This window comes from Candidatus Woesearchaeota archaeon (genome assembly GCA_021734105.1).
Lineage (GTDB): Archaea > Nanobdellota > Nanobdellia > Woesearchaeales > SKGA01 > SKGA01.
The window spans coordinates 1-23,648 of record JAIPJP010000015.1 but is presented as its reverse complement, the minus strand read 5'-3'; the positions used below and the strand labels follow the sequence as shown (position 1 = coordinate 23,648).

At 36.2% G+C, this 23,648-nt stretch carries 27 protein-coding genes; 13 read left to right on the top strand and 14 right to left on the bottom strand.

The window, feature by feature from the left end:
- Positions 1 to 90: 90 nt before the first annotated feature.
- The 12 genes from K9M74_03610 to K9M74_03555 form a co-directional block, all read right to left on the bottom strand.
- Positions 91 to 522 carry an archease gene (locus tag K9M74_03610; protein ID MCF7798965.1) on the bottom strand — a complete coding sequence of 144 codons (432 nt, stop codon included), beginning with the start codon at positions 520 to 522 and terminating at the stop codon, positions 91 to 93.
- A 12-nt stretch (positions 523 to 534) separates the two neighbouring features.
- Positions 535 to 1,188 (bottom strand): hypothetical protein, encoded by a 654-nt coding sequence (locus tag K9M74_03605; protein MCF7798964.1) that lies wholly within the window; start codon positions 1,186 to 1,188, stop codon positions 535 to 537.
- 163 nt (positions 1,189 to 1,351) lie between these two features.
- Positions 1,352 to 2,467, bottom strand: a complete 1,116-nt coding sequence (locus K9M74_03600; protein MCF7798963.1) for a radical SAM protein — start codon at positions 2,465 to 2,467, stop codon at positions 1,352 to 1,354.
- Positions 2,468 to 2,477: 10 nt separating this feature from the next.
- On the bottom strand, positions 2,478 to 2,741 hold the full coding sequence (locus K9M74_03595; GenBank protein MCF7798962.1) for a hypothetical protein: 264 nt from the start codon (positions 2,739 to 2,741) through the stop codon (positions 2,478 to 2,480).
- A 1-nt stretch (position 2,742) separates the two neighbouring features.
- Entirely contained in the window at positions 2,743 to 3,522 is a 780-nt protein-coding gene (locus K9M74_03590) for a TatD family hydrolase (GenBank protein MCF7798961.1), read from the bottom strand.
- Positions 3,523 to 3,790: 268 nt separating this feature from the next.
- Complete coding sequence (locus K9M74_03585) at positions 3,791 to 4,186, bottom strand: Zn-ribbon domain-containing protein (GenBank protein ID MCF7798960.1); 396 nt, start codon at positions 4,184 to 4,186, stop codon at positions 3,791 to 3,793.
- A 68-nt stretch (positions 4,187 to 4,254) separates the two neighbouring features.
- On the bottom strand, positions 4,255 to 4,635 hold the full coding sequence (locus K9M74_03580; protein MCF7798959.1) for a DUF2073 domain-containing protein: 381 nt from the start codon (positions 4,633 to 4,635) through the stop codon (positions 4,255 to 4,257).
- Entirely contained in the window at positions 4,636 to 5,271 is a 636-nt protein-coding gene (locus tag K9M74_03575) for a 50S ribosome-binding GTPase (protein MCF7798958.1), read from the bottom strand.
- A 167-nt stretch (positions 5,272 to 5,438) separates the two neighbouring features.
- Positions 5,439 to 5,603 (bottom strand): 50S ribosomal protein L37e, encoded by a 165-nt coding sequence (locus tag K9M74_03570; protein MCF7798957.1) that lies wholly within the window; start codon positions 5,601 to 5,603, stop codon positions 5,439 to 5,441.
- An 11-nt stretch (positions 5,604 to 5,614) separates the two neighbouring features.
- Complete coding sequence (locus K9M74_03565; protein MCF7798956.1) at positions 5,615 to 5,908, bottom strand: small nuclear ribonucleoprotein; 294 nt, start codon at positions 5,906 to 5,908, stop codon at positions 5,615 to 5,617.
- Positions 5,909 to 6,093: 185 nt separating this feature from the next.
- A complete protein-coding gene (locus K9M74_03560; GenBank protein MCF7798955.1) occupies positions 6,094 to 7,134 on the bottom strand; it encodes an RNA 3'-terminal phosphate cyclase in 1,041 nt (346 codons plus the stop codon).
- An 82-nt stretch (positions 7,135 to 7,216) separates the two neighbouring features.
- Positions 7,217 to 9,529, bottom strand: a complete 2,313-nt coding sequence (locus K9M74_03555) for a hypothetical protein (GenBank protein MCF7798954.1) — start codon at positions 9,527 to 9,529, stop codon at positions 7,217 to 7,219.
- Positions 9,530 to 9,802: 273 nt separating this feature from the next.
- Between K9M74_03555 and K9M74_03550 the strand changes: the two genes are divergently transcribed.
- A complete protein-coding gene (locus tag K9M74_03550) occupies positions 9,803 to 10,171 on the top strand; it encodes a hypothetical protein (protein MCF7798953.1) in 369 nt (122 codons plus the stop codon).
- A gap of 52 nt (positions 10,172 to 10,223) precedes the next feature.
- Here the strand turns inward: K9M74_03550 and K9M74_03545 are convergent, their stop codons facing one another.
- Positions 10,224 to 11,138 (bottom strand): DUF1385 domain-containing protein, encoded by a 915-nt coding sequence (locus K9M74_03545; protein ID MCF7798952.1) that lies wholly within the window; start codon positions 11,136 to 11,138, stop codon positions 10,224 to 10,226.
- Between the two features lie 276 nt (positions 11,139 to 11,414).
- Between K9M74_03545 and K9M74_03540 the strand changes: the two genes are divergently transcribed.
- The 12 genes from K9M74_03540 (at position 11,415) to K9M74_03485 (ending at position 21,919) form a co-directional block, all read left to right on the top strand.
- Complete coding sequence (locus K9M74_03540; protein MCF7798951.1) at positions 11,415 to 11,756, top strand: hypothetical protein; 342 nt, start codon at positions 11,415 to 11,417, stop codon at positions 11,754 to 11,756.
- A 77-nt stretch (positions 11,757 to 11,833) separates the two neighbouring features.
- The gene (gene psmA / locus K9M74_03535; GenBank protein MCF7798950.1) at positions 11,834 to 12,559 is read left to right on the top strand and encodes an archaeal proteasome endopeptidase complex subunit alpha; all 726 of its coding nucleotides are present in this window, start codon (positions 11,834 to 11,836) and stop codon (positions 12,557 to 12,559) included.
- Between the two features lie 21 nt (positions 12,560 to 12,580).
- Positions 12,581 to 13,300 carry a ribosome assembly factor SBDS gene (locus tag K9M74_03530; GenBank protein ID MCF7798949.1) on the top strand — a complete coding sequence of 240 codons (720 nt, stop codon included), beginning with the start codon at positions 12,581 to 12,583 and terminating at the stop codon, positions 13,298 to 13,300.
- A gap of 69 nt (positions 13,301 to 13,369) precedes the next feature.
- The gene (locus K9M74_03525; GenBank protein MCF7798948.1) at positions 13,370 to 14,182 is read left to right on the top strand and encodes an exosome complex protein Rrp4; all 813 of its coding nucleotides are present in this window, start codon (positions 13,370 to 13,372) and stop codon (positions 14,180 to 14,182) included.
- A 1-nt stretch (position 14,183) separates the two neighbouring features.
- Complete coding sequence (locus K9M74_03520; protein MCF7798947.1) at positions 14,184 to 14,915, top strand: exosome complex exonuclease Rrp41; 732 nt, start codon at positions 14,184 to 14,186, stop codon at positions 14,913 to 14,915.
- Complete coding sequence (locus tag K9M74_03515) at positions 14,912 to 15,700, top strand: exosome complex protein Rrp42 (protein ID MCF7798946.1); 789 nt, start codon at positions 14,912 to 14,914, stop codon at positions 15,698 to 15,700. Before K9M74_03520 ends, K9M74_03515 begins: the two co-directional genes overlap by 4 nt.
- Before the next feature lie 106 nt (positions 15,701 to 15,806).
- A complete protein-coding gene (locus K9M74_03510) occupies positions 15,807 to 16,925 on the top strand; it encodes a tryptophan--tRNA ligase (protein ID MCF7798945.1) in 1,119 nt (372 codons plus the stop codon).
- A 9-nt stretch (positions 16,926 to 16,934) separates the two neighbouring features.
- The gene (locus tag K9M74_03505; protein ID MCF7798944.1) at positions 16,935 to 17,807 is read left to right on the top strand and encodes an aminoglycoside phosphotransferase family protein; all 873 of its coding nucleotides are present in this window, start codon (positions 16,935 to 16,937) and stop codon (positions 17,805 to 17,807) included.
- The gene (locus K9M74_03500) at positions 17,804 to 18,280 is read left to right on the top strand and encodes a hypothetical protein (protein ID MCF7798943.1); all 477 of its coding nucleotides are present in this window, start codon (positions 17,804 to 17,806) and stop codon (positions 18,278 to 18,280) included. Before K9M74_03505 ends, K9M74_03500 begins: the two co-directional genes overlap by 4 nt.
- Before the next feature lie 72 nt (positions 18,281 to 18,352).
- The gene (locus K9M74_03495) at positions 18,353 to 20,467 is read left to right on the top strand and encodes an ATP-binding protein (GenBank protein MCF7798942.1); all 2,115 of its coding nucleotides are present in this window, start codon (positions 18,353 to 18,355) and stop codon (positions 20,465 to 20,467) included.
- The gene (locus K9M74_03490) at positions 20,464 to 21,366 is read left to right on the top strand and encodes an asparagine synthase C-terminal domain-containing protein (GenBank protein ID MCF7798941.1); all 903 of its coding nucleotides are present in this window, start codon (positions 20,464 to 20,466) and stop codon (positions 21,364 to 21,366) included. Before K9M74_03495 ends, K9M74_03490 begins: the two co-directional genes overlap by 4 nt.
- On the top strand, positions 21,359 to 21,919 hold the full coding sequence (locus tag K9M74_03485) for a mechanosensitive ion channel family protein (GenBank protein MCF7798940.1): 561 nt from the start codon (positions 21,359 to 21,361) through the stop codon (positions 21,917 to 21,919). Before K9M74_03490 ends, K9M74_03485 begins: the two co-directional genes overlap by 8 nt.
- A gap of 25 nt (positions 21,920 to 21,944) precedes the next feature.
- On the opposite strand, the gene K9M74_03480 is transcribed toward K9M74_03485, so the two are convergent.
- The gene (locus K9M74_03480) at positions 21,945 to 23,246 is read right to left on the bottom strand and encodes a tRNA (N(6)-L-threonylcarbamoyladenosine(37)-C(2))-methylthiotransferase (GenBank protein MCF7798939.1); all 1,302 of its coding nucleotides are present in this window, start codon (positions 23,244 to 23,246) and stop codon (positions 21,945 to 21,947) included.
- Positions 23,247 to 23,648: the final 402 nt, after the last annotated feature.

The window sequence follows — 23,648 nt, the reverse complement described above, 5'->3', positions numbered from 1 at the left end:
ATAACAGCTTACAATCAAACTAAGTTGTAAACCGCGTACTACAAAGAAATAAATACCGATTTATAAACCTCGTGAAAATAGTAAGAAGAACTATATATCTACAACTACAACAAACTCCCAATAACCATTATCTAATTGTTTCACTTCCATTTCACTATAGGTCATATTCTTAATTTCAGTTCTTAAGTCGTAGTCGTAATGTTTATCGCCAACAAGGGTTGCAGTAAGGACATACTCATCAGCATCTTCATCTTTGTCAATTGCTAAACCTTCAACATGAGGGAGAATAACATCAGCATCATCAAAACAAAACACGAGTTCATTAAGAAAATCATACAGAAGCGTGGTGAGTTTTTTTGCCGAGCATGTAATGTCTTGCGACTCAACTCGTTTTACATGTTGCTTGCCAATAAGAATTTCATAAAACGCTTTCACGCTTGTTGCAAACGCATCATCTAGAGACTTTGCAGTCACGCGAAACTTTTCATCTGCAGTATGTTCTAAGAATTCATAATGTCCCATAATTGCCAACCCTTACTCATCATACTCTTGTACTTTTAGATAATCCTTTGCTGAAAACTCTTCCTTTTTTTCTTCAGCATAATCATCAAGAACATTTGGAAAATCAATATCAGAAAACTGCGAATTATCATCCTGATTAAGAGTTGTTGAGGGTGTTGGATTTGGAGCAAACATATCCGCCATTGTCACAGATGACGTACTAGGCGAGTTTGTTTGATCAGAAAACATATCAAACAATCCATCAGCGGATGGTGATGAAGAAACAGAAGATACAGGTTCAGACTCTGCTGTTGATGACAAAGATGCAGATGGCATTCCAAAAAAATTAGCCGTTGTATTTTGTTCAGGAGCAGATTTTTGTTCAGATAGCTGGTCTGAATATTGTTGTTTAGGAGCGAACAAGTCTTCATACACATTTTTTGGTTGTACCGGCTCGCTGGTCGGTAATTCGGCAAACATATCAGTATAACCAGTTGTACCTGCAGGAGTGCCTTCTTGATAAGACGGTTGATAAGATGGTTGATGTTTCGCTACAGAGGCATTATTCTGCATAGATGCATTCATCTGCACGGGCGCATGACCAGAAGCAAATTGCTGCAAAAGCGAGATAATTTTTTGAATAGTGTGATGAGAATCTTTTTCCGTGTCAATCGTGATACGAACCATAATAGATTAACTTAAATATTCATCATATATAATTATGTCGAAATTTATTTAAAAAAATATTTACTGAGCATCATCTAACAAGCACCTCGCAATGAGCAACCCTCATTCATGCATAACAAAACATGATGGTAACGCTGAGGATACCATTTCTAGCAAAGAATAATTATAAATCAACTTTCTGAACAAGAAAATGATCGTCAGTTGGATACTCAACTACAATTGCAGCACACAAATACCTTCCCCAACGCACATCCTGATCATCAAGAAGCATGGGCCAAAGAGATTCTAATACGTCAGCAGCTACAAGTAAACGATTGTCTTCAAGACACACATCTTCAGAGGGAAGCTCCATTTCATCAATAAGAAATGAACGAACATCATCTAAGGTGAGCTTATCTTTACGTTTAAGAGTTATTTCTCCTCTTGTTAACATACCTTGATAATCAACCGCATCAAATGGTTTGGCCACTTTTTGTGCACGAAGCAAAAATCTATTACCTAATTGGACTGCATCTTTAAATGAAGAAGAACAATAATGCACCGGAACACGCATTTTTTTTCCGTAAAGAACAAGCTCATGAGCTACAGCTTCACTATCTTGAATACCGTAAGATAACGAATCTTTCACCTTAAACCCCTGTTTTTTTAACTCGCTGTTACTGATATCGCTGTATTCAAGCTCATTTAAGTTTATAAAATCTGCTTTATTTGCCTTACAAAAATCAATTATTTTTTTTGAAGTATCTAATTTTCCCGGAATAGCAGGAACTTCAACACCCCATTTCATCTTGAGTTCTTTAACAAACAAAATTTTTTTCCAAGAAGCAACATCGTCATTATTAAAATGAAAGCGAATCTCATCAAGACCAGCACTCTCTAAATGCAAAAGTTTTTCTTTTGTGACAAAAGGAAGCGATGTATATACGTGAATGTGAAATGATTTTCCGAATTCTTTTTTGAGTGCTTTAATATATTTATAGGTGCGAGAAGTTTTTGCTAAAGGATCACCACCAGTAATACCCACTCCCTTTGATTGACAAAGACGAATTTCATCAAAAACTTCTCTTAACGATTCAGAACTATCAGGATGTAATAATTCTTTTTCATTAATCTTAACAACATCTTTTTTTCTTTTATCATCACTAATAGGACAATAAAAACATTCGTAGTGACATGCGCTCGTAATAAATAACACTGATTTTCTTCCCTTGATACATAATTTGCAACCTTTTGCGAGCCGTCCAGACTTGACTTTTTTTTGTTTAACAAGTTTTACCATAACATCACGTTCATCTATATTTTAATACCAACACAAAAGATAATGCCCAACCAAGAATTCCTATACCAAAACTCAACATAATTGGAATATCATTAAGCATTAATCCATACAAAAACCATGTTGTTGTTCCCGCAAAAAAAATTCCTTGCATGAGCAAACTCACATCTTTTGCGCTTTTATGCTTATAAATTTTATATGCTTGCATGTAGGGACCAACACTCATCATTACGCCAAAAACAGCAGTCAATATTGCGAGTAATTCTAAGGTTGCCATTTTAAAGGAATAATCGTTGGTAATTCATATATATCTGATCGGCCATTTCTTGCTCGGTGAGACCTTTAAGTTCTGCAATTTTTTTTATCGCAATAGCAACATTTGCAGGTTCATTTGTTAAACCAGGTTCAGGACCTAAGTAAGGTGCATCAGTTTCTGTTAAGAGTTGACTAGCGCTAGCAGTTTTCACCATATCTTGAAATTGCTCAAGTTTTGTGACAATAACAGGAACTGAAACTGACCAGCCATTATCAAGCACTTCTTTAACTAATCTTTTTTTTCCGCTAAAACAATGCATAATAATTTTTTTAGCAGAGGAACTCTGAAGCATTTCAATAGCATCAAGCTCAGCTTTTCTTGAATGAACAATAAGAGGGATGTTTTTCTTTTCTGCTAGAGTAATAAACTTTTCAAACGCGACTTGTTGCTGTTTGAATAATGCTTCTTTTCCGCCTTTCACATTGTAGTGCTCGATATTATCCCATTTTTTATCCAAACCAATTTCTCCAAGCGCAAGAGGATTACTTTTTTTTATGAAATCAAGTTCTTCATCAAAAGCAACTTCTGAAACTTCAGGCACGTGCCAAGGATAATAACCTAAAGCTGGCTTGACTATATCGTGCTCTTTTGCAAGCGCAAGAACTTTTCGATTACTTTCTGGCGTGACCCCATTAGCAACAATAGCTTTTACCCCTGCGTTTTCTGCATGTTGTAAAATAATTTTTAGTTTCTTAACAAGCGCAGGAAAATCAAGATGAGCGTGCACGTCAATAAGATTCATACCACTAGCTAGAAGGCTTGGCTATATAAAACTTAAGAATTGTTCAAAATACTGGGGCGAAGGCAAGAGTGCTGCGAAGCATCATTCTCGTCTACGAATCGAACTTTTTATCATCAAACTTGGCGATTTGCTGCGCTACACTTACACATAAGTTCGACTTAAGAATTGTTCAAGACAGCACACAACTTACCCTAGAAAATATTTTTTCTTTACAACTATTCTTAATAATGCTCAAAAAATAATCTTTTAGAGGCAATAAACAAAATAATTACTTGCCCTTACCCATTTTTTTGAAGCTTTCTATAATATCAATCATATACTTACCATCTTCGAGTTTATAGATTAATGGTTGCTTTGATTTAAAAAGATTGACAAGATCAAGTTCATATTTACCAGGCTTCAAAATCTTAATACTTTCAATGTCAAGAATAATAGGTTTGTCCCTATCAATTTCTTCACCTAAAATATCATACACATCTTCTTCAATCTGCTTTTTATCCTCGATACTTAAATCAAATAACTGCGGCTCTTCAGTTTTAAGTTCTGCTATGCGTTCTTTTTTCACATAGAAAAATAATTTACCACCGCAACTAGAACAACCACGAAGAATATCTTTAGCGCCATCTTCATAGAACGCTCCACAAGAAACACATTGATGCGGCATCTTAACGGGTTAAGAGTAATCCGGCGTTTTAGGTTCGGCTTTACTATACCGAACTCAGCTTCGCTTTCTTACCTAGCCCTCCGTACATCTTTTGTGAAAAGTTGAATTTTATCCGGATCTTGTTTTATTTCTTTAACAACATTTGCAGGTCCAATAATAGTCATGCCTCGGCGATTACCCAAAACCATATTCACAATGGATTGTTTAATTTTAGCAAAAAAAGCAACATTCTTTGATTCTGGATAAATAACAGAGAGTTCAATACCAGTAAATTTTGCACTAATTTCTTCCATCGTTCGACGAATAAGCTCCGTTTCTTCTTCGCTTCGCAAACGACCTTCAAGCAAAATAATTTTATCTGTTTTTACAAGTCGTAAAAGTTTTGCAATACGCTTCTCAGACGTTAAATGTTCAATTTCAGTATACGGAATAAATTGTAGCGTTAACATTTACTTTGTCACCTCAAATAAGGCTTCGTAGAATTTATCCATATTCTTTCCTTCTTTTGCACTAACACCTAAAACCATGTATTGAGGAAAAGCTGCTTGAATTTTCTTAATATCTGCTTTCTTTAAATCAATTTTATTAGCAATAACCAAAACAGGAATCTTTCTTGCTTCAAGATTGCCAACAATAGTAATATTAACTTGCGAATAAGGATCTTTAGTTGCATCAAGCACAACAACGACCGCATCCATGTCATCAAGCCATTTAATAGAACTAATAACACCTTTGGTTGCTTCTTTTGCTCGAGCCTTCGCTTCTTTTTCTTTCATTCCTTCTTTAATAAAATCCTCATAATCTATTTTTGTTGCAATACCAGGCGTGTCGATAAGATTAAACGTAAGTTCTCGACCATTCTTACCTTTAATAACAATTTCTTCTTTAATTTGTACTTCTCGAGTTTCGTGTGCCATGCTGCTAACACTACCCATAGATTCACCTAACCAATCTTCACAAATACGATTAGCAAGTGTTGTCTTACCACCATTTGGTGGACCATAAAGACCTAGTTTAACGTCCTTTTTTTTACTAAAAAACTTAGCAAAGAATTTTTCAGCGAATTTTTTGAAAATGTTAGCCATAATAGTAAAAAAATTACTTTAATACGTTTAAAAATCTTTCGGCAACAAAGGCATATTTAAAATAGCATGCGCAGCCCAAAAAGTTTCTTAAGACAAACAAATTCTACACACGAGACCATAGAATTATGAAAAACAAGAAAAGAAGAAAATAAGTGAAATTAAAAAGATTATTTCTTACTCCAATTATACGAACGAAGCTTAGATGATTTGCCAAACCCGCAGCTAGAACAAACCTTATCTCTCACGTGATAGGTATGATTACCACATCGACGACAAGGAATATGTGTTTTTTTGCCGGATTTTTTACCTTGAGATGCTGTACCTTTACTCATGTAATTTCACCTTATTGAACAGAAATATTAGTAATAGTGTCTCCTCTGATAAAAACAGTACCAAGCTTTCGCTTTAGCTGTTTATCACCTTCATAAACTTCTTCAGAGGTAGTCTCATCGACTTTTTTTATAACCTTTTTTGTGTTTGGTTCGTATTCTTCAGCTTCTTCGAGTACCGTGTTAATGTGGATATCGAAAGCTTGAAGCTTTCCAACATAGCGCCAACCATTCTTCAGGTCGACAATAACTCGCTTACCGCGAGACTTGTTAAGCGCGTCTAAAGGTCTTGACATAGCATTTTCCATTTTTATTTCACCTAAAATATAAGACAAAAGGTCTATGTTCAAGAACTCCATAGTCTTTTATAAACCTATTGCTTTAGCAGGCATGTTTACTAAAGAACTCGTATTGCCTGCTGTGTTAAGCACAACATAGTTTTATCTGTGAAAAAAACTGCTACGCAGAAAAACTAAGAACCAGCTAAACGACTTTACAGCGCATCTACATGAGGTGTTGCCGTAATGATATTATCTTTAACCCTAAAAATTGTTCCTGAAATGACCTCGGCAGCTGCAATATTGGCTTTTACACGATCTGTGACAGCTTTCACCTTAACAGCACCACCAACAAGCGCTAAAAGCATAATGAGCTGATCGGCACAAAATTCATCAAGCCCAGGTTCATCAAGCCCATCAAGAAATTGCTTAACAAATAATGAAAGATTTTGTTCAAGCTCTGCGTGTTTTAATAGGCCCGTCCAAACAGCATCATCTCCCATAATAAAAGGCTTATCATTATCAAAACCGTAATCATCACCATAAAATGCAAAAATACCCGCAGCAATACCTGATTTTTGTGTGCTCGTGTAACGAGTAACAACACGAATTTGCGGATGCATAAGTTTTGCAAAATTTTCTAAATGAGTAAGCATTTCAAAATGAAGATAATCTTTACTTGCGGCAAGTTCTAAACGAATACCAGCAAGATTCTCGCCACCAGTAATTTGTAAAGGAGGTAACCGATTCACTCTTCCTTTAACAATAACTTCAACATCGCCTTCAGGTGAAAAACCAAACGCGTTTTCTTTAAGTGAAAGCTGTTCAACTAAGGCATGTACATAGCGAAAAAAAACATGTTGTAAGTAAGTTATTGTTGGTGCGTTTTTCCCGTGAGTTTGGCCAGTTAAATGAAATCGAACCTTTTGTCGAGAAAATAATGCAGGAAGAAGAAGTCCTTGCAATGCTAAAGAAATCGAACCTTGTAATCCTAATGCTATCTTTTTTTTTGACCAAGGATGAGATGGTACAAATACTATGCGTGTTGAACCAGGCGTGACACCTTCAAGACGTGCATCAGTTGCCGTTGCAAGCGCGTGAATAAGCGCTATTTTATCTGCAGAAAGACCTTGAAATAACCTATCCATAGCAAAGTTTTGTATAGTAACTGGCTTTTGCAAAATAGTGGCAAGAACAAGTGCTGTTCGCAAATAAGAACCGCCCCCATTAACTTTTCCAGCGTCAAGCGTAATCATACTATAATGAAAATGAAGCGGTGTTTAAGAATGTTTACTTAGAAAAAACTTTTAGGAGATAAAATAAACCTTAAAAACAAACCTAACCAAGGACATTACGAGCTTCTTGCTCTAATAAGTTGACATGAATTTCATTATAGAGCTGTTTGAGTTGGTTAGCATAATTCTTTTTTATAAAATCAGAAACATCTGCTGTTAAAAACTCTTCTCGAATAGCATTGTATACTTCTTTTGCTTGAGTAAGCGACCGCTCTTTAACTAATTCTCTTACTTGCTGAATAGCGCCAGCAAAATCTTTTTTTGGCGATTTTGTAATTGTTGTCGTTTTGGGAGCATCCAACAACGTCGGAGGTGCTGAAAGGTGCTTAAATAAAGCCTCATTTTCGGCGAGTTTTTTAAGAACATCATTTTGCTTAAGACGCAATTCTTTTTCAGCTTTAGTTTCTTTTTCCATACGAGGGGCCCATTCCGCAAATGATTCAGCACGAAGATTTAATTCCTCTTCTTCCTCGTGTAATATATCATGATAAATAGATATATTATCATATGCAGAACCTTGTATTTTGGCCAATTCTTCTTTTGCTTCTTGAATTAATTGTTCTTGAGATTTTTTATAATTTTCAAATGCTTTTGTTTCTCCAATAACTAGTTCTTTCATATCACTTACCTGAGTCATTTCGGTATTCACTTTTTCAAGTTTTTGAGCGTAAGTTTTTTGCTGTTCTTCAACAAAAGAAAACTGCTGATGTAAATCGTTCTCTTTTTTTTTAAGTTCTGTTTTTTTTGCGTTAACAGATTGTGATTGCGAAGTAATTTCTTTTTCTTGCTTAATTAATTTTTCAGAATCATCCTTTAACTTTTCAGCAAGTTTTTTGTTTGCTGCTATCTTTTTTTCAACCTCGGCTTTTTTTGTAACAAGAAGTTTCCCTTCTTGTGTGAGACCGGCAAATTTTAGTTCTTTTTTTTGTATCTCTTTTTCTTGCTTAGCAAGTTCTTTCTTTTTTTTAGCTAATTCGTTTTCTAATTGTTTAAGCTCTTCTTCTTTTTTCTTAATTCGCTCTTTTGCTTCTTGAACTTTAGATTGCTTCTTTTCAACCTGCTCCATTTTTCGCTCAGCAGTTTTTATTTGCTTAGCAAGCTGTTTAGAAATGCTTTTTTCATCAAGACCAACCTTTGCCAAGGCATCCTCTTGCGTTGTAACAGACGCAACTTCTCGTTCTTGAGCAATGCCAAACTCATCTGTAGAAGAATCTTTTATGGCACCTTCATCAAATAATTTATCTGATTCTTCTTGCGTAGGAATATCAAACGCATCATCGGAAATATTAGTGTCTGATGTTAATTCATTAACTGAATCAACTGTTTTTGGTTCATCTACAGCATTAGATGTATGTATGGGCGCAGTAGTATCAGCATTATTATTATTATTATTATTATTATCATTAGTTTTGATAGTATCCTCAGATAACATTATGTCTTCAGATAAAGAAGCCTCGCTAGATAGCACGGCGTCTTTTGAGGGTGCATCATCTAAAGGTGAAGCGGAAGATTCTTTGGTGTCTTCTCCCCAATCAAGAGCAGAATCTGTTACGGAATCATCAGTGTTTAATTCAGTGTTTGCCTCGTCATTAAAGTCATCATGAGTAAAATCCGAGATGGGGTTATCCGATGCAACAGCATCATCTGGTTCTCTAAGAAACTCATTTTCTTCAGAATTCGAATCTTCAGAAGTAGAATGAATTTGGGAATCAGGAATCGTATGAAACGTGTCAGACTTAGATGTTGCTTTATCAGTATTAGCATCAGCAATCTTCTCTTGAGTTAAACTATCAGATGAAAAAGAAGTTTTGGTATCAAACACTGCAGACATATCATCATCAACTACTACATTTGGTTCAGAATCAGAAGAAATAGACACAGAACCAGAATCAGAATCCGAATTGATATCTGAAGGCATATCATTTAGAAAAGATTTAGTATCAGATGTATCAGGCGATGGCGCTTCAGATAAAGAAGCATCAAAATCAAGTACTTGCTCAGCTTGTTCTTTATCACCAGATAACATCTCAACTTGCCCATCACCAACCATAACTTGCTCAGCTTGTTCTTTATCATATTGCGCCGCATCAGCATCAGCAGTTGTATCTTTTTCTGCATCGAGCTGGTCATGAACATGATTAATAGAAACACGAGGTTTGGTGAGACCTAATTTTTCACGAATACCAGCAACATCATCGACTAAATGATTAGCACTCGCAGAAGAAGTATTGCTACTTGCCAGTATATCTTGCTCAGAATCCTTCTTACCAAACAATCGCCAGGTCCTCTTTTTCTTCTGCTCGGTCTCGCTCGGCGTAGGCGGTGGAGGAGGAACTATATCAAAATCATCTGTCAAAACTACATCGCACCTCTTCTTTTTATAAATAGATACTAGAAAATCCGCTTTTCCCATATAAAAATGTTTCGTTTCAAGGCCTCTATTTAGAAAGAAATTAATTTCTCTACTGCGAAGCATAATTCTTACTTAGGTCTAAGTTGGTGAACTAGTCGTTTAGGTAAAAAGAAATAAGAGGTTATTGTTATGCAAAACTGATTTAAACGAAATAACAAGTTTTCTTAGCAAAAACAGTGCAAAACCTTAAAAATAACCTAGGCCTTAAGTAAAACTATGACTGAAAAGCAAGAACCGGATACAGCAGCCGAAGAACTCATCGATAAGATGCGCCATAGAGTTAGCTTGCTTACTACAACAGATAAAGAATTAAACGAAGCATACACAGACCAAAAAAAAACCCTTGCAGAACAACAAATACTGTTTGAAGAAGAACTACATCTACTCAGAGAAGAAATTCAACAACTACAACACACCATGCAAGAACTTCGTAAAGCAATATTTGGTATTGGACACCAACTAAAAACTAAAGTACCAACACCAACACTTAACGCCCTTCAAGAAAAAATTGATTCATGGAAACTTGAAGAATATATTACAAAAAAAGAAGTGCCCGAACTTTTTGAGAAATATGTTGTTAAATAATAAAGCCATTCTTTATTTTCTCGAACAAAATAGTATCTAACATAAAACATACTTATTTTTTTTCTTCAGCTTTAAGAACGGCTTGAAGAGATGCTCTTCCAGCACGCATATGACGAGGTGCGGGCGTATACACTGTTAACGATTGTAGCCATAAGCCTGGTGTGAAGAGCGCGCGCAAAAATTTTGAAGAAGACTTAGCAGAAAGTCGTTGAAATTCATACGCGATCGCTGCAATAAGAGGCAGAAGCGCAAGACGCAACACAAGATTATATAACAAAGGTAATTCTTTGGGAATAACCAAATAAACGAGGATGCTAATAAAAATAACTACAAAAATAAACGTTGTTCCACAACGAACATGCACCGTGTTTTGTTTCGAAATATTATTTATTGTTAACGGCAAACCCGCTTCATAACAATTAATCGTCTTATGTTCTCCGCCATGATAACGAAAAAGATCTTTTACATCTTTGTAAAGACTTATTACCACAATATAGCCAACAAATATAGTCATTTTCACTAATCCATCAATAATATTAAAAGCCGTTGATGATAAGGTTATATGTGAATCTAGAAAAGTCGCTGCAGAAAGCGGAAGAAATTTGAAAAGAAAAATTGCAAGTGCAAAGCTAAATAAAATTGAACCATACATCAGCACTGTTTCAAACCATCTAATAGGACTATTAGTTTCTTGCTCGCCTGCAACTTCTGCAGAATACATCAATGATTTATACCCAACAAAGAACATGTCAATAAGATTTACCACGCCCCGTACAAAAGGCAACGCAAAAAGTTTATTTCGTTGATTTAAAGGAGTGTGTGGGAACGTTTTTGTCACTAAATGTTTACTAGTTGTTACACTAATAGCATAATGTTTCTTCCCCATCATCATCACGCCATTCACTACTGCTTGACCTCCATATGCGGGTTTTGCAGCAGCAAGAATTATTCGTAGCCAGTTTTTCATAGAAAGAAAAGAAAATGGTAACGCTTTAAAAAGATTTGGCGAAAAAAGACGCGGTTTAATAATAAGGAACTTTGTATACTGCCTTTAACAAACAATAATTCTTGCAAAGCAAATTAAAAAACTTTAACTAAAATTGATTTACAGAGAGGTAGATTTATATATGAAAACGCGTTCTAGGAAAGCTAGCGAGAGAAAAGAAACTGAAATGAGAGGGAGAGAGCGTCTTCTCTGCGAAAAATGCTACTATAGCTCTTCCCGAACAACGTATAAGACAAAATGCTCAATATAAAACCACTCAAACCATCCCTGCGGGAGAAAAAACGTTACATTGTCTACGAAGTTACAGCCAAAACACCCATTTCTATGCACACCTTGCAAGAAGAACTCATTTCCAAACTTCACGAGATTCTAGGTGTTTTTATGGCCGGCAAAGCAGGCATATTACCTATCAAATATGATCAAACAACAAAAAGAGGCATCATTCGTGTTAATAACACCGCAGTTGATTATATCAGAGGAAGTTTTATCCTCATTAACAAACTCGGAAAAACACCAGTAACCATTCACACTAAGGGAGTGTCCGGCATTCTAAAAAAAGCCAAACACAATTATTTATAGAACATATGTGAAAAACACAAACGAGGTATGCTAAAAAATTTGAAGAAATTTTTGGCACCTCCAACGAGGTATAAAAAATGCAACCAATGCCACATCAAGTAATGGGATATGACAGAGCAATTACGATGTTTAGTCCCGACGGTAGATTACTCCAAGTAGAGTATGCAAAAAAAACAGTCCGACTCGGCAATACTGCAATCGGCATAGTCTGTAAAGACGGCGTAGTATTAGTAACTGATAAACGAATAGTTGACAAACTCGTTGTTACAGAAACTGTTGAAAAAATATTTCAAATAGATGATCACATCATCAGCACAGCATCAGGAATATTATCTGACGCAAGAGTACTTGTTGAACGAGCTCAAAACAAAGCACAAGAAAACAGAGTAACCTATGACTCACCAATTGATATTTTAACTGTTGTTAAAGATATGTGTAGTCTTAAACAAATGTGTACCCAATCAGGCGGTTTACGACCTTTCGGCGTTTCACTCCTCGTTGCGGGTATTGATGAAGATAACGCAAAATTATTCCTTACTGATCCAACAGGCCTTTATTACCAATATAAAGCAACAGTTATTGGCGAAGGAGAAACAGAAGTTGCTGAAGAATTACATAAACATTACAAAGAAAATATGACTGTTGAACAAGGACTAAAACTTGCAGGAACTGCCATAAAAAAATTCTTAGATGGAAAAAATGAAACATTCGATATCAATAGAATTGATGCTGCATACGTTGATGCAGAAACAAAAACGATGAAAAAATTTAGTCCACAAGAAATCGCAAAAATTGTACAATAAACAAACACTGGAGGTGTTTTTATGAAAGGAAATAAGCTCATTGATGATCACGTGCAAATATCAGTAAACCTTGTTCGCTACAAAACACACGGCAAAACATTTGAAATTGCAATTGACGCTGATAAAGCAGTAGCATATAAAGAAGGAGACGCTGTAGATATTGATGAAATTATTAATTCCGATCATGTATATGAAGACATGAAAAAAGGACTACAAGCAAAAGAAGCAGATTTAACCGAAGTGTTTAGTACAACACAAACTAAGGCAATTGTTCAAGTAATGCTTGAAAAAGGAGAAATACAATTTACTCAAAACTATCGAACACAATTACGTGAGCGAAAAATGAATAAAATTGTCAACCTTATTCATCGAAACGCCATTAATCCAAAAACGGGAACACCACATCCAGAAAATAGAATTATTGCAGCAATTGAAGAAGCAAAAGTAAAAGTAAACGATCTTAAAAAAGCAGAAGATCAAATAGATGCAATTATTACTAAACTTCGACCAATCATACCTATCTCTTTGGAAACAGTGAAACTACGCATACACATCCCTGCAAGTGTTGCAGGACGACTACGATCTAGCATTGAAAACTTTGGAAAACTCACCAATGAACAATGGCTTAACGACGGCGCACTCATGGCAGAACTTGAACTTCCTGCAGGTATGCAAGCAGAACTCGTTGATGAACTCAATAATGTTTCTCACGGCGGCTGCACGATAGATAAAATAAACTAAATATATTCAATACAAAAAAAAGAGTTGCACAAAAAAAATAATTTTTGGCACTCTAAGGAGAAGAAAAAAATGAGTGAATTAAAAATTGGAGAACGAGAAGTCGTTGTTCCTGGCCAAGTACTGGCTGAAGGAATGGACTTTTTGCCAAGCCATGGCACCTACCGATTAGGAGAACAAATCCTCGCAAATCGATTAGGCGTTAGTATGGTAGATGGCAAAGTAATCAAAACGATTCCTCTTGCTGGCGTATACATGCCAAAAAGAAATGACGTCGTTATTGGTAGAGTAATTGACATCCTGAGTATGGGATGGAGAGTAGAACTAAATAGTCCTTATAGCGGACTTATACCTATTAAGGATGGAACATTTGAATTCATCCCACGAGGAGCAGACCTTTCAAGATATTATGATATCGGCGACTACTTCGTTGGAAAAATTACTAACGTTAGTGGACAAAACCTCATCGATGTCAGTGTTAAAGGACAAGGCCTGCATAAACTTCGAGGCGGAAGATTCATTAAAGTAAATACTAACAAAGTACCACGGATCATTGGCAAAAAAGGAAGTATGGTTTCTATGATTAAACAAGCAACAGATTGTAAAATTATTGTTGGACAAAACGGACTTGTATGGCTTAACGGCGAACCAGCAATGGAAAACATCGTTGTACAAACCATTAGAAAAATCGAAGAAGAATCACACACTAATGGATTAACCGATAGAATAAAAATCTTTTTAGAAGAAACTACAGGTAACAAAATCGAAGCTAGAGAAGAGAAATTTGACGATGAAAACGAAGAAGCGCAAAGAGTTGCAGTCTATGATGAACAAGATGACAACAAAGAAGATGCAGAAGTTAAAGTAATTGATGAGGCGCAATAAAATGGGAAAATACACAAAACGATTTGACGGCCGAAAGATGAACGAAACACGACCGATTATTGCAAAAGCAGGCGTCATTAAAAACGCAGATGGAAGCGCCTATTTTAAAATTGGCGATACTATTGCATACGCTGCAGTATACGGACCACGAGAAGTCTACCCAAAATTCATGCAAAATCCGAAGAAAGGAATCCTTCGAGTTAACTATAACATGATGGCATTCTCAGGACCAGGTGAACGAAATAGACCAGGACCAAATCGACGTGCAAAAGAAATCAGCATGGTTTCTGAAAAAGCATTACTACCCGTTGTAGACTTAGATAAATATCCAAACACGGTGATTGATATCTATATCGAACTGCCACAAACAGATGCAGGAAGTAGATGCGCAGGAATTAGCGCAGCAAGCATTGCATTAGCTGACGCAGGAATTACTATGAAAGACATGGTCCCTGCTGTCGCAGTAGGCATGGTAGGAGACACACCAGTTGTAGACTTAAGCTATCATGAAGAACAACCAGGCGATGGAATGGAAGCAGTAGATATTCCTATTGCAATGATACCAAGCACCGGAGAAGTAACACTTCTTCAAATGGACGGGATTGCAAAACCTGAGGAAATCTTAAAAGTCATTGAACTAGCAAAAGAAGCATGTGTGGTAATTGCAGAACAACAACGAGTTGCCTTAAGAAATAAATATCAGGCAGACAGCAAAGAAGGTGACGCACAATGAACAAAGAATCACAAATGACAAACCGTAAAGGACACATGATAAAAGCACTTGAAGAAGACGTTCGGTACGATGGAAGAAAAAAAGATGAATTTCGAGAAGTAAGTATTGAATACGATGTTAGCAATACTGCTGATGGTAGCGCAAAAATTAAATGCGGCGATACAGAAATAATCATAGGTATTTCCTTATCATTAGGAACGCCCTATCCAGACCGACCTGACGAAGGATCACTCATGGTATCATGCGAACTCTTACCAATTGCACATCCAGACATCGAATCAGGACCACCAAGTATCGACTCTATTGAAATCAGTCGTGTTATTGATAGAGGTATTCGAGAAAGTGGTGCAATTGATGTGAAAGGATTATGTGTTGAGCCAGGAGAAAAAGTTTGGATAGTTAGTGTTGATGTTATTCCTATCAATCATGATGGAAACATTATTGATGTTGGAGCACTTGGCGCAGTTGCAGCTATTGCTAAAACATTCATTCCAAAAATTGAAGATGGCATTGTCAACTACAAAGAAAAAACCGATAAAAAACTTAATTTAATACATACACCAATACCAATAACTGTTTGTAAAATCGGTGAACACCTCTTAGTAGACCCAAGCAAAGAAGAAGAACAAAATGTTGATGCTCGACTCACCATTGCAGTCATGGAAGATGAAAATATCTGCTCACTGCAAAAAGGTGGCGACATTGGATTTACGAGCGAAGAACTTAAAGTAGCATTTGATTTAGCAGTTGCAAAATCAAAAGAACTTCGCAAATATCTCAAATAAGGTCTTCTTTACATTTTTTTATTTTTTATTTTTATTAAGTTTATTTTTTCTGAATTTTATCCCGATTAGGGAAAGAATTATAAAAAACAAGCATCTAAATATTCCCATGGTAAAGCCGAAAGTAAACCCGTATGATGTATCAGGAAAGGTGGATTATAACCGACTTATAGATGAGTTTGGCATTAAGAAGCTGTCTGATGCAGATTTAAAGCGAATAAGTAAACATACAGGCGGGCAGCTTCATCATTTTCTTAAACGAGGAATATTCTTTGCGCATCGTGATTTAAAATGGCTCTTAAATGAATATGAACAAGGCAATAAATTCTTCTTATACACGGGTTGTGGACCATCAGGACCAATACATCTGGGCCACGTCGGACCATGGGTTTTTACAAAATGGCTGCAAGACAAATTCGGTGTTGAACTGTGGTTTCAATTTACCGATGATGAGAAGTTTCTTTTTAAGAACAAGAGTTATGAAGAGATTCAAGACTGGACGCATCAAAACATGCTTGATGTTATTGCCATAGGATTTGACCCGAAAAAAACACATTTCCTTGTCGATACCAAACACGCAGGCATCATGTATCCTGAAGCAATAAAGGTTGCTAAAAAAATTACGTTCTCAACGATAAAATCAGCATTTGGATTTACAGACTCACATAACATCGGCAGTATTTTTTACACCGCCATGCAAACAGTTCCAGCATACTTACCAAATGTTCTGCGCAATGAGAAGCGACCATGTCTTATTCCACTCGGTGTTGATCAAGACCCACACTTTCGCATTAGTCGAGATGTTGTTGAAAAGCTCGGCCATCACAAACCAGCAATCCTTCATGCAAAATTTATGAGCCCACTTACCGGCCCTGAAGGAAAAATGAGTAGCAGCGATCCTGATAAAGCAATACTCATGACCGATGATGCAAAGACCGTCAAGAAAAAAATTAACAAATACGCCTTTAGCGGTGGACGAGAAACACTTGAAGAACACAGGCGTCTTGGCGGTAATCCTGATATTGACGTAGCATGTCAATGGATGCGATATTTTGAAGAAGACGACACCATACTAGCGCAGATGCATGACGCTTATCGTAAAGGACAATTATTATCAGGCGAAGCAAAAGCAATGCTCATTGACAAAATCAATGAATTCTTAGCACAGCATCAAGCAAGGCGAGCGAAAGCTGAAAAGATGATTGATCAGTTTATCTATAAACAATAGGTGAATCTGGTGGAACATCTCAAGAAACATCTCAAAGAATTATTTCTTAAAGAACTCCAAGCAACAATTAGCCAGACAGAAGATTATTCTAAAGGAGTAGACCAACAAGTATTGCTCGTTCATACTGACAAAGGAGATTTCATTTACAAAAAACCCTTGCGAGAAGCAGATAAAATTATTAAAGAAAAAATTGGTTGTCGCATTGCAAAAGAGCAAGGAGCGCCAGCACCAGAAATAATATTTTCTAACGATAAAGAACTTATAGAAACAGTTATTCCTGGAAAAATAATTTCTGAATGGAAACTGAGTAAAGAAGAACGATTAAGTGTATTTAGAAAAATAGGTACAATACTGAAACGATTTCACCAAGCTAAAGCAGAAGGATTTGGACCCGTGCAAGCAAACGGCAAAGGCAAATACCAAAGTGCGAAAGAGTTTATTTATTCTTGGCTTAATAAAGAATTGACCGCACTAGAAGAGAACAAGATACTTTCAACCAAAGAACTAGAAAACCTAAAACAATATTTCTCAAAACATGAAGAACACCTGAATGAACAAACAGCAACATATTTGCATGCAGATATATCAGACTATAACATTTTAATTAATAAAGAACAACACATCACAGGATTTGTTGATTTCGGCGATCTTCTTGCAGGACCTGTAGAAATGGACTTTGCAACATGGAGCTCTGAAACTGATGACCTAGATGAAGTAGAAGCTCTGATAAAAGGATATGGTAAAACCGATAAAAAGAAGATTGCTTATTACTCTGCCTGCTGGATGGTTTGGATGCTCAACGCATTACACAATGACGATAAAATAGAAAGAGTTAAAATACTCCGTAAAAGACTCTATGATATCATTGAGGGAACAATATGAAACCAGAAGACAAAAAAGAAGTAGAACAAGCATTCGCAACAATGAAAGAAGAATTTGAACTTGAAAAAAGTTTTGAGGAATACGAAGAAATATTCTTTTTATATGATATGGTGGCGCAAGACGGATTTGTAGCATCATCGTTTCATCGACAAGTATCCAGTAGAATTGCAAACACGTTTAACTCATGGTATAATCATTTACACAGCATCATACTTCCCAGTCAAGGAAGTATTGTGAGTATGACAGAAGGCAGTATGTTTGATGAAGTAGAGAAAAAAAGTATGCAAACCCTTTCTAATAGTATAATTGCTTTTATTGCACAAAACTCAGTTATCGCATTAACAAAAGATAAAGAAGCACAAAAAGAATTCTTAGACGGCGCTATAGATTTCTGGCACAAAATCCATCCGCAACTCTTAACCATGGTAAAAAAAGTTCATGCTGGCTGGGAAGAATACAGCAAAGAACAATAACTGCTGTTTTAGAGCCTAAAACAATCGTTTGAAGAAGAAAGCTATTTAAACGAAGGGCTTTTAATTATTCTCATGCTCCTGGGTAAAATTTTTGGCAAAGTCACGACAACTGACTTTAAGTTTCATGTTGAACACGAAACAAGAAAATTTGACTACGTTCAAGTCTATCACGGAGCATACGATTACGTCCTTTGTCAAGTCATCGAGCTTGAAAAACAAGACGAAATGACCACTGCAATCTGTCAAATTATCGGTTACAAAGATAAAGATGGAAAAATCAAGCAACTCCGTATACCCTTTGAACCTGGAAGCGAAGTACTTTCTGCAGAAGATGAATTTATCACTGCAGTTATCAAACTAGAAAGTAGCGAGAAAGGCGCATACATTGGAAAACTTGAAGGACGAGACATACCTGTTGAACTGGACCTTAAAAAACTACTCACCAAACACGTAGCTGTACTTGCAAAATCGGGAAGCGGAAAAAGTTACACTGTCGGAGTCTTACTTGAAGAAATCATGGAGAAAAATGTGCCTTTACTTATTATTGACCCACACGGCGAATACTCCAGTATGAAATATCCAAACGATAATGAAGAAGAACAAGCAGCAATGCCTTATTTTGATGTAAAACCACGAGGATATACTATTAATGAATACGGCGATACAGCAATTAATCGAGACGTGCGACCACTTCGACTACCAGCAAATCTATCTAGCCAAGAACTCATCGATTTACTTCCTATGAAACTTTCAGCAAGCCAACTTGGCGTTATGTACAGCGCAACACAAAGTTTATCGTCATGCGATTTTGATAGCGTCATGTATAGTCTGCAAGAAGAAGAAAGCAACGCGAAATGGAGCATTATTAGCGCTCTTGAACAACTCCGCGATAAAAATATTTTTTCAAGTGCGCCAACACCATATCATGAACTGGTAAAAAGCGGTGGCTGCTCAGTAATTAATCTGAAAGGAATTGATCCTGAACTACAAGATATCATTGTCTATAAACTAGCCAAGGATTTATTTGAACTGCGCAAACAAGAAAAACTACCACCATTTTTTTTAGTAATTGAAGAAGCACATAATTATTGTCCAGAACGAAGCTTTGGAGAAAGGAAAGCATCAAAAATTCTACGTAATATTGCAAGCGAAGGAAGAAAATTTGGACTGGGCTTTTGTGTTATTAGTCAAAGACCTGCACGAATTGACAAAAGTGTGGTGAGTCAATGCAGTACACAAATTATTATGAAAGTAACTAACCCTAATGATCTTAAAGCAATTAGCAACAGCGTTGAAGGTATTACTAACACAACAGAAAAAGAAATACAAAACCTCTCTATTGGAACAGCATTAGTTACCGGTCTTACTGACGTGCCACTTTTTGTTCGCGTGCGCCCACGAAAAACCCGTCATGGGGGACATGCTATTGACATTCTTAACAGCGGAACAAACAGTAATCAAGGAACAACTAATCAACAAGTAGAAATGCAAAATAATACTTCAAATACCTCGCATCAAGTTAATGGAGTACAACAAGAAACAGAAAACGATGAAAATATTATTGATAAAATAACAGCGTTTGAAGAACAAGAAATACTACCACTCATTAAACCAACACTAAGCGTGAAAGATGTCATGCTCATGAGCGAACAACCTGTTTTAGAAGTACAACTTGTCTTAGTTCCTGTATTTATACTCTCGTGTACGGATGGCGAGGAACAATTTAATATACTTGTTAACAGAACAAATGGCGCAATCATCACTAATAAAGATGAATTTACAAACAAGTATTTGCCTGAACTTGAGAAACTTGATAAAAAAGAATTACGTATCCTCCAATTTGCCTATAATAAAAAACAGTTTAACACTATTGATTTAGTCCATGAGATTGGTAGTAATTTAGATGTTAATCAAGAAATCACTAAACTTATTACACAACAATACCTCATTAAAATTACTGAGAACGATTTTGCACTTAACAAACAATATATCTTTAACAAATTACAAAATTATAAATCGTTTGATACGCCTCATTATGAACATATCGATTATCACGAAAAATTAGAAGCACAATATTCTATTGATGATGTTCTCTTATACATACAAAAATTTACGAATGTGCGTGACCATGCAGAAAGCTACCTTATCACCTATCACGTTATCAATCAGGAAGGTAAAGAAGAATGAAATTACCTCAAACAAAACAATTATGGGAAAAAAAGTTTAAAAAACTCCAAACAGAAATAGAATTAGTCCAAAGAACACAAGAAGAACACGCACACCTACTTGCAACAGCTATTGAAGAAACAATCCTCTCGCATGCAAAACAAGCAAGGGGAAACATAGGGTTACTTTTTAGCGGTGGAGTTGACTCAACACTCATCGGCTTTGTGCTTAAAAAACATAACATCCCGTTTATTGCAGTTACTGTTGGTTTTCAAGACAACGAAGAACAAAAATTACCAGACGATATTGTAGAAGCAAGAAAAATCGGACGACAACTTCTTTTTGACTATGCTGAAGACGTGCGTGATTTCTTTGCAATGGAAGAATTATTCACAAAAACAACAACTATTCTTGGTAAAGATATTTCTGATGCTGTTAATGTCGGCGTGGGAAGTGTGGAAGTTGCCGCGATAACAACACTTATTGATCATGACGTTACTGATATCTTCGGCGGCCTTGGAAGTGAAGAACTCTTCGCAGGATATCTTCGACATAAACAAGCAGAGAATAGACATGAAGAATGTTGGAATGGCCTTATTGGTATGTTCGATAGAGATATGAGACGAGAATTTGCCATAGCAAACCGCTTCGGCGTTAGCGTCTGGGCACCATTCTTAGATGAAGCACTCGTGCGCGTTGCCATGAGTATTCCTGACGAGTTTAAACTCTCCACAACAGAAAGTAAAGCAATTCTGCGCGATGCAGCAGAACTACTCGGCCTACCACCAGAGATGGCTCGACGACCAAAAAAAGCAGCTCAATACGGGTCAAGAACAGATAAAGCACTTGATAAACTTGCCAAAAAACATGGTTTTAAATACAAAAAGGAATACATTGCTTATTTGATAGAACATGAATAATACTTTACAAAACCTAAGTGCGACATCACTCTTGCAATCAAATCCCTTGATTAACAAGATTATTGTAGCTATCATTATCTTCTTTGTGGGACTTATTATTGGACGAATACTAGGAAAACTTGTTGAACGAGTACTTCGAGAATTTCACGTTGATAAGACCATGAAAACCAAAATGGGTCTTGGAACATCCATGCAAAAACTCATTAGCGGCATTGTTTCGTATAGCATTTATTTTGTCTTTGCCATTATCGCACTAAATTATATAGGAATTACTTCTTTGTTGCTTAATATCCTAAGTATCATCGTTATTTTAATACTCTTTATTTCAGCAATATTAAGTCTAAAAGATGCGCTCCCAAACATACTTTCATTTAGTCAAGTGAGCAAGAATATTAAACAAGGAGATATCATTACTATTAAAAGCGTTGAAGGAAAAGTAAAAGATATGAATTTGTTTGCAACAATTGTTGTAACAAAAAACGGCGATGAAATTAGAATACCAAATGTTTTATTCCTTAAAGAAACACATATTAAAAGAGCGAAGAAAAAATAAAAAGAAAAAAAATAAGCTAAACTACTTACACTAAATCTCCTTTTAAGTCATCCCTTGTTGTGCCGGTGATTTTTACTTTTTGCATGGTGCCCAAAATATCTTTGTCTGTTTGCACCACAACTTGTTTATAATTTTTTGTTCTGCCTAGAAACGAATTATTTTTACCACGATTTGTGAAAAGTGCCCGAACTATTTTCCCAACATAGTGCTCGTTGTTATTTTGTTCACTAAACCAATCAGAAACTGCTTTACTTCTCCTCTTTACTTCCTTAGTTGGTAACAGTTTTAGATTCGCTGCGGGCGTTTTTGGACGCGGATAAAATTTTGAGATATTAAGTATTGCAAAGTTTTCTTGCTCTAGAAGTTTCATGGTTTCTTGAAAGTCATCAGTAGTTTCAGTCGGATAACCAGCGATGATGTCTGTTGCAAACGTGAAGTTGGGAATAGCTTGGCGAATAGTTAAAAGAGCTTTTGTAAATTGCTCAATAGTATAAGGTCGATTCATTTCTTTAAGGACTTTGTTGCTAGCGCATTGTACAGGAATATGAAGAAATTTATAGAATACAGGATGCTGCATAATTTCTGCAAGTTCATCTTTATATTTGAATGCGTATTGCGGATTTAACATACCCAGACGGATACGAAAGGCAGGAAAAATTTGGTTAGTGGTAGCGTCTTCTTCTTTGCTTTCAAACTTTATAATTTCGCGCAACAAATTTGGCAATGTCGTGTTGGTGTCAAGACCATACGCGCCATTATCTTCACTTACGAGCCACATTTCTTTAACGCCTGCGTTTTTTGCTAGCCTTATTTGTTTAATAATGTCTTCTGGAGCGTAACTTTTGAGATTGCCGCGAGCAGCTTTCGTTTTACAATATGTACAATTCCCTAAACAACCCTGCAAGAGAGGAATAATGGCGATGAAATGATTTTGACGATTGGTTGGCAGAAAGTTTCTTGTCGGAGGAAACGAAGATGATTCTAAAAATTGCACGATTTGACCTGCAAGTTTTGCTTTGACTGCCTCAACAATTTTATCAAGCCTATCAACACCAACAGCGACATGATTTTTGAGCCAGTTTTCATTTTTTTGTGACTGCGGAATACAGCCAGTGATAACTACGGATTTTGTTGCGCGCTGCAGTTGCGTGAAAAATTTATCATCAGTGGGATTTTTGACTGTGCAGGTGTTGTACACGATAAGGTCTGCGTTTTTATCATCCTCAAACGTAACTGAAAAACCCGCATCTGATAAGAATTGTGCCATTACTTCACTATCGGCGATGTTATGTGCGCAACCATACGTCTTGATACAAATAAGCGTCATAAGAATAAAGAAGGAAGGTTAGTTTAAAAGAGTTTTTGAGCTAAAATACAAGACAATAGTTTACAGACATCGTTTTTTGAAGAGGCTTGCCCTAAAAAAATTCTTTTTACGTACTGAGAAGTACTATTCTCGCTTTGATTCTCGCTTTGCATGCAAACAATTTAGCGTCAGACGCAGTCATTTTGCCGTTTTGGCAAAATACATCTGACTCAACCGGACTTCAAGTCAGTATTTATTGTCATTTGGGATAAGCCCTTGTTGATGGGGTTTGTCCCAAGTCTCTAACTTTTTAGAAAGAAATATATGCTCCCACTGCCAAAAGTAGCATTGTGGGAGGGAAAAACAGATTGAGGCTGTTTTTCCAATGAAGAAAAAAGATAGATTAATTAAAAAAGTTAAGCA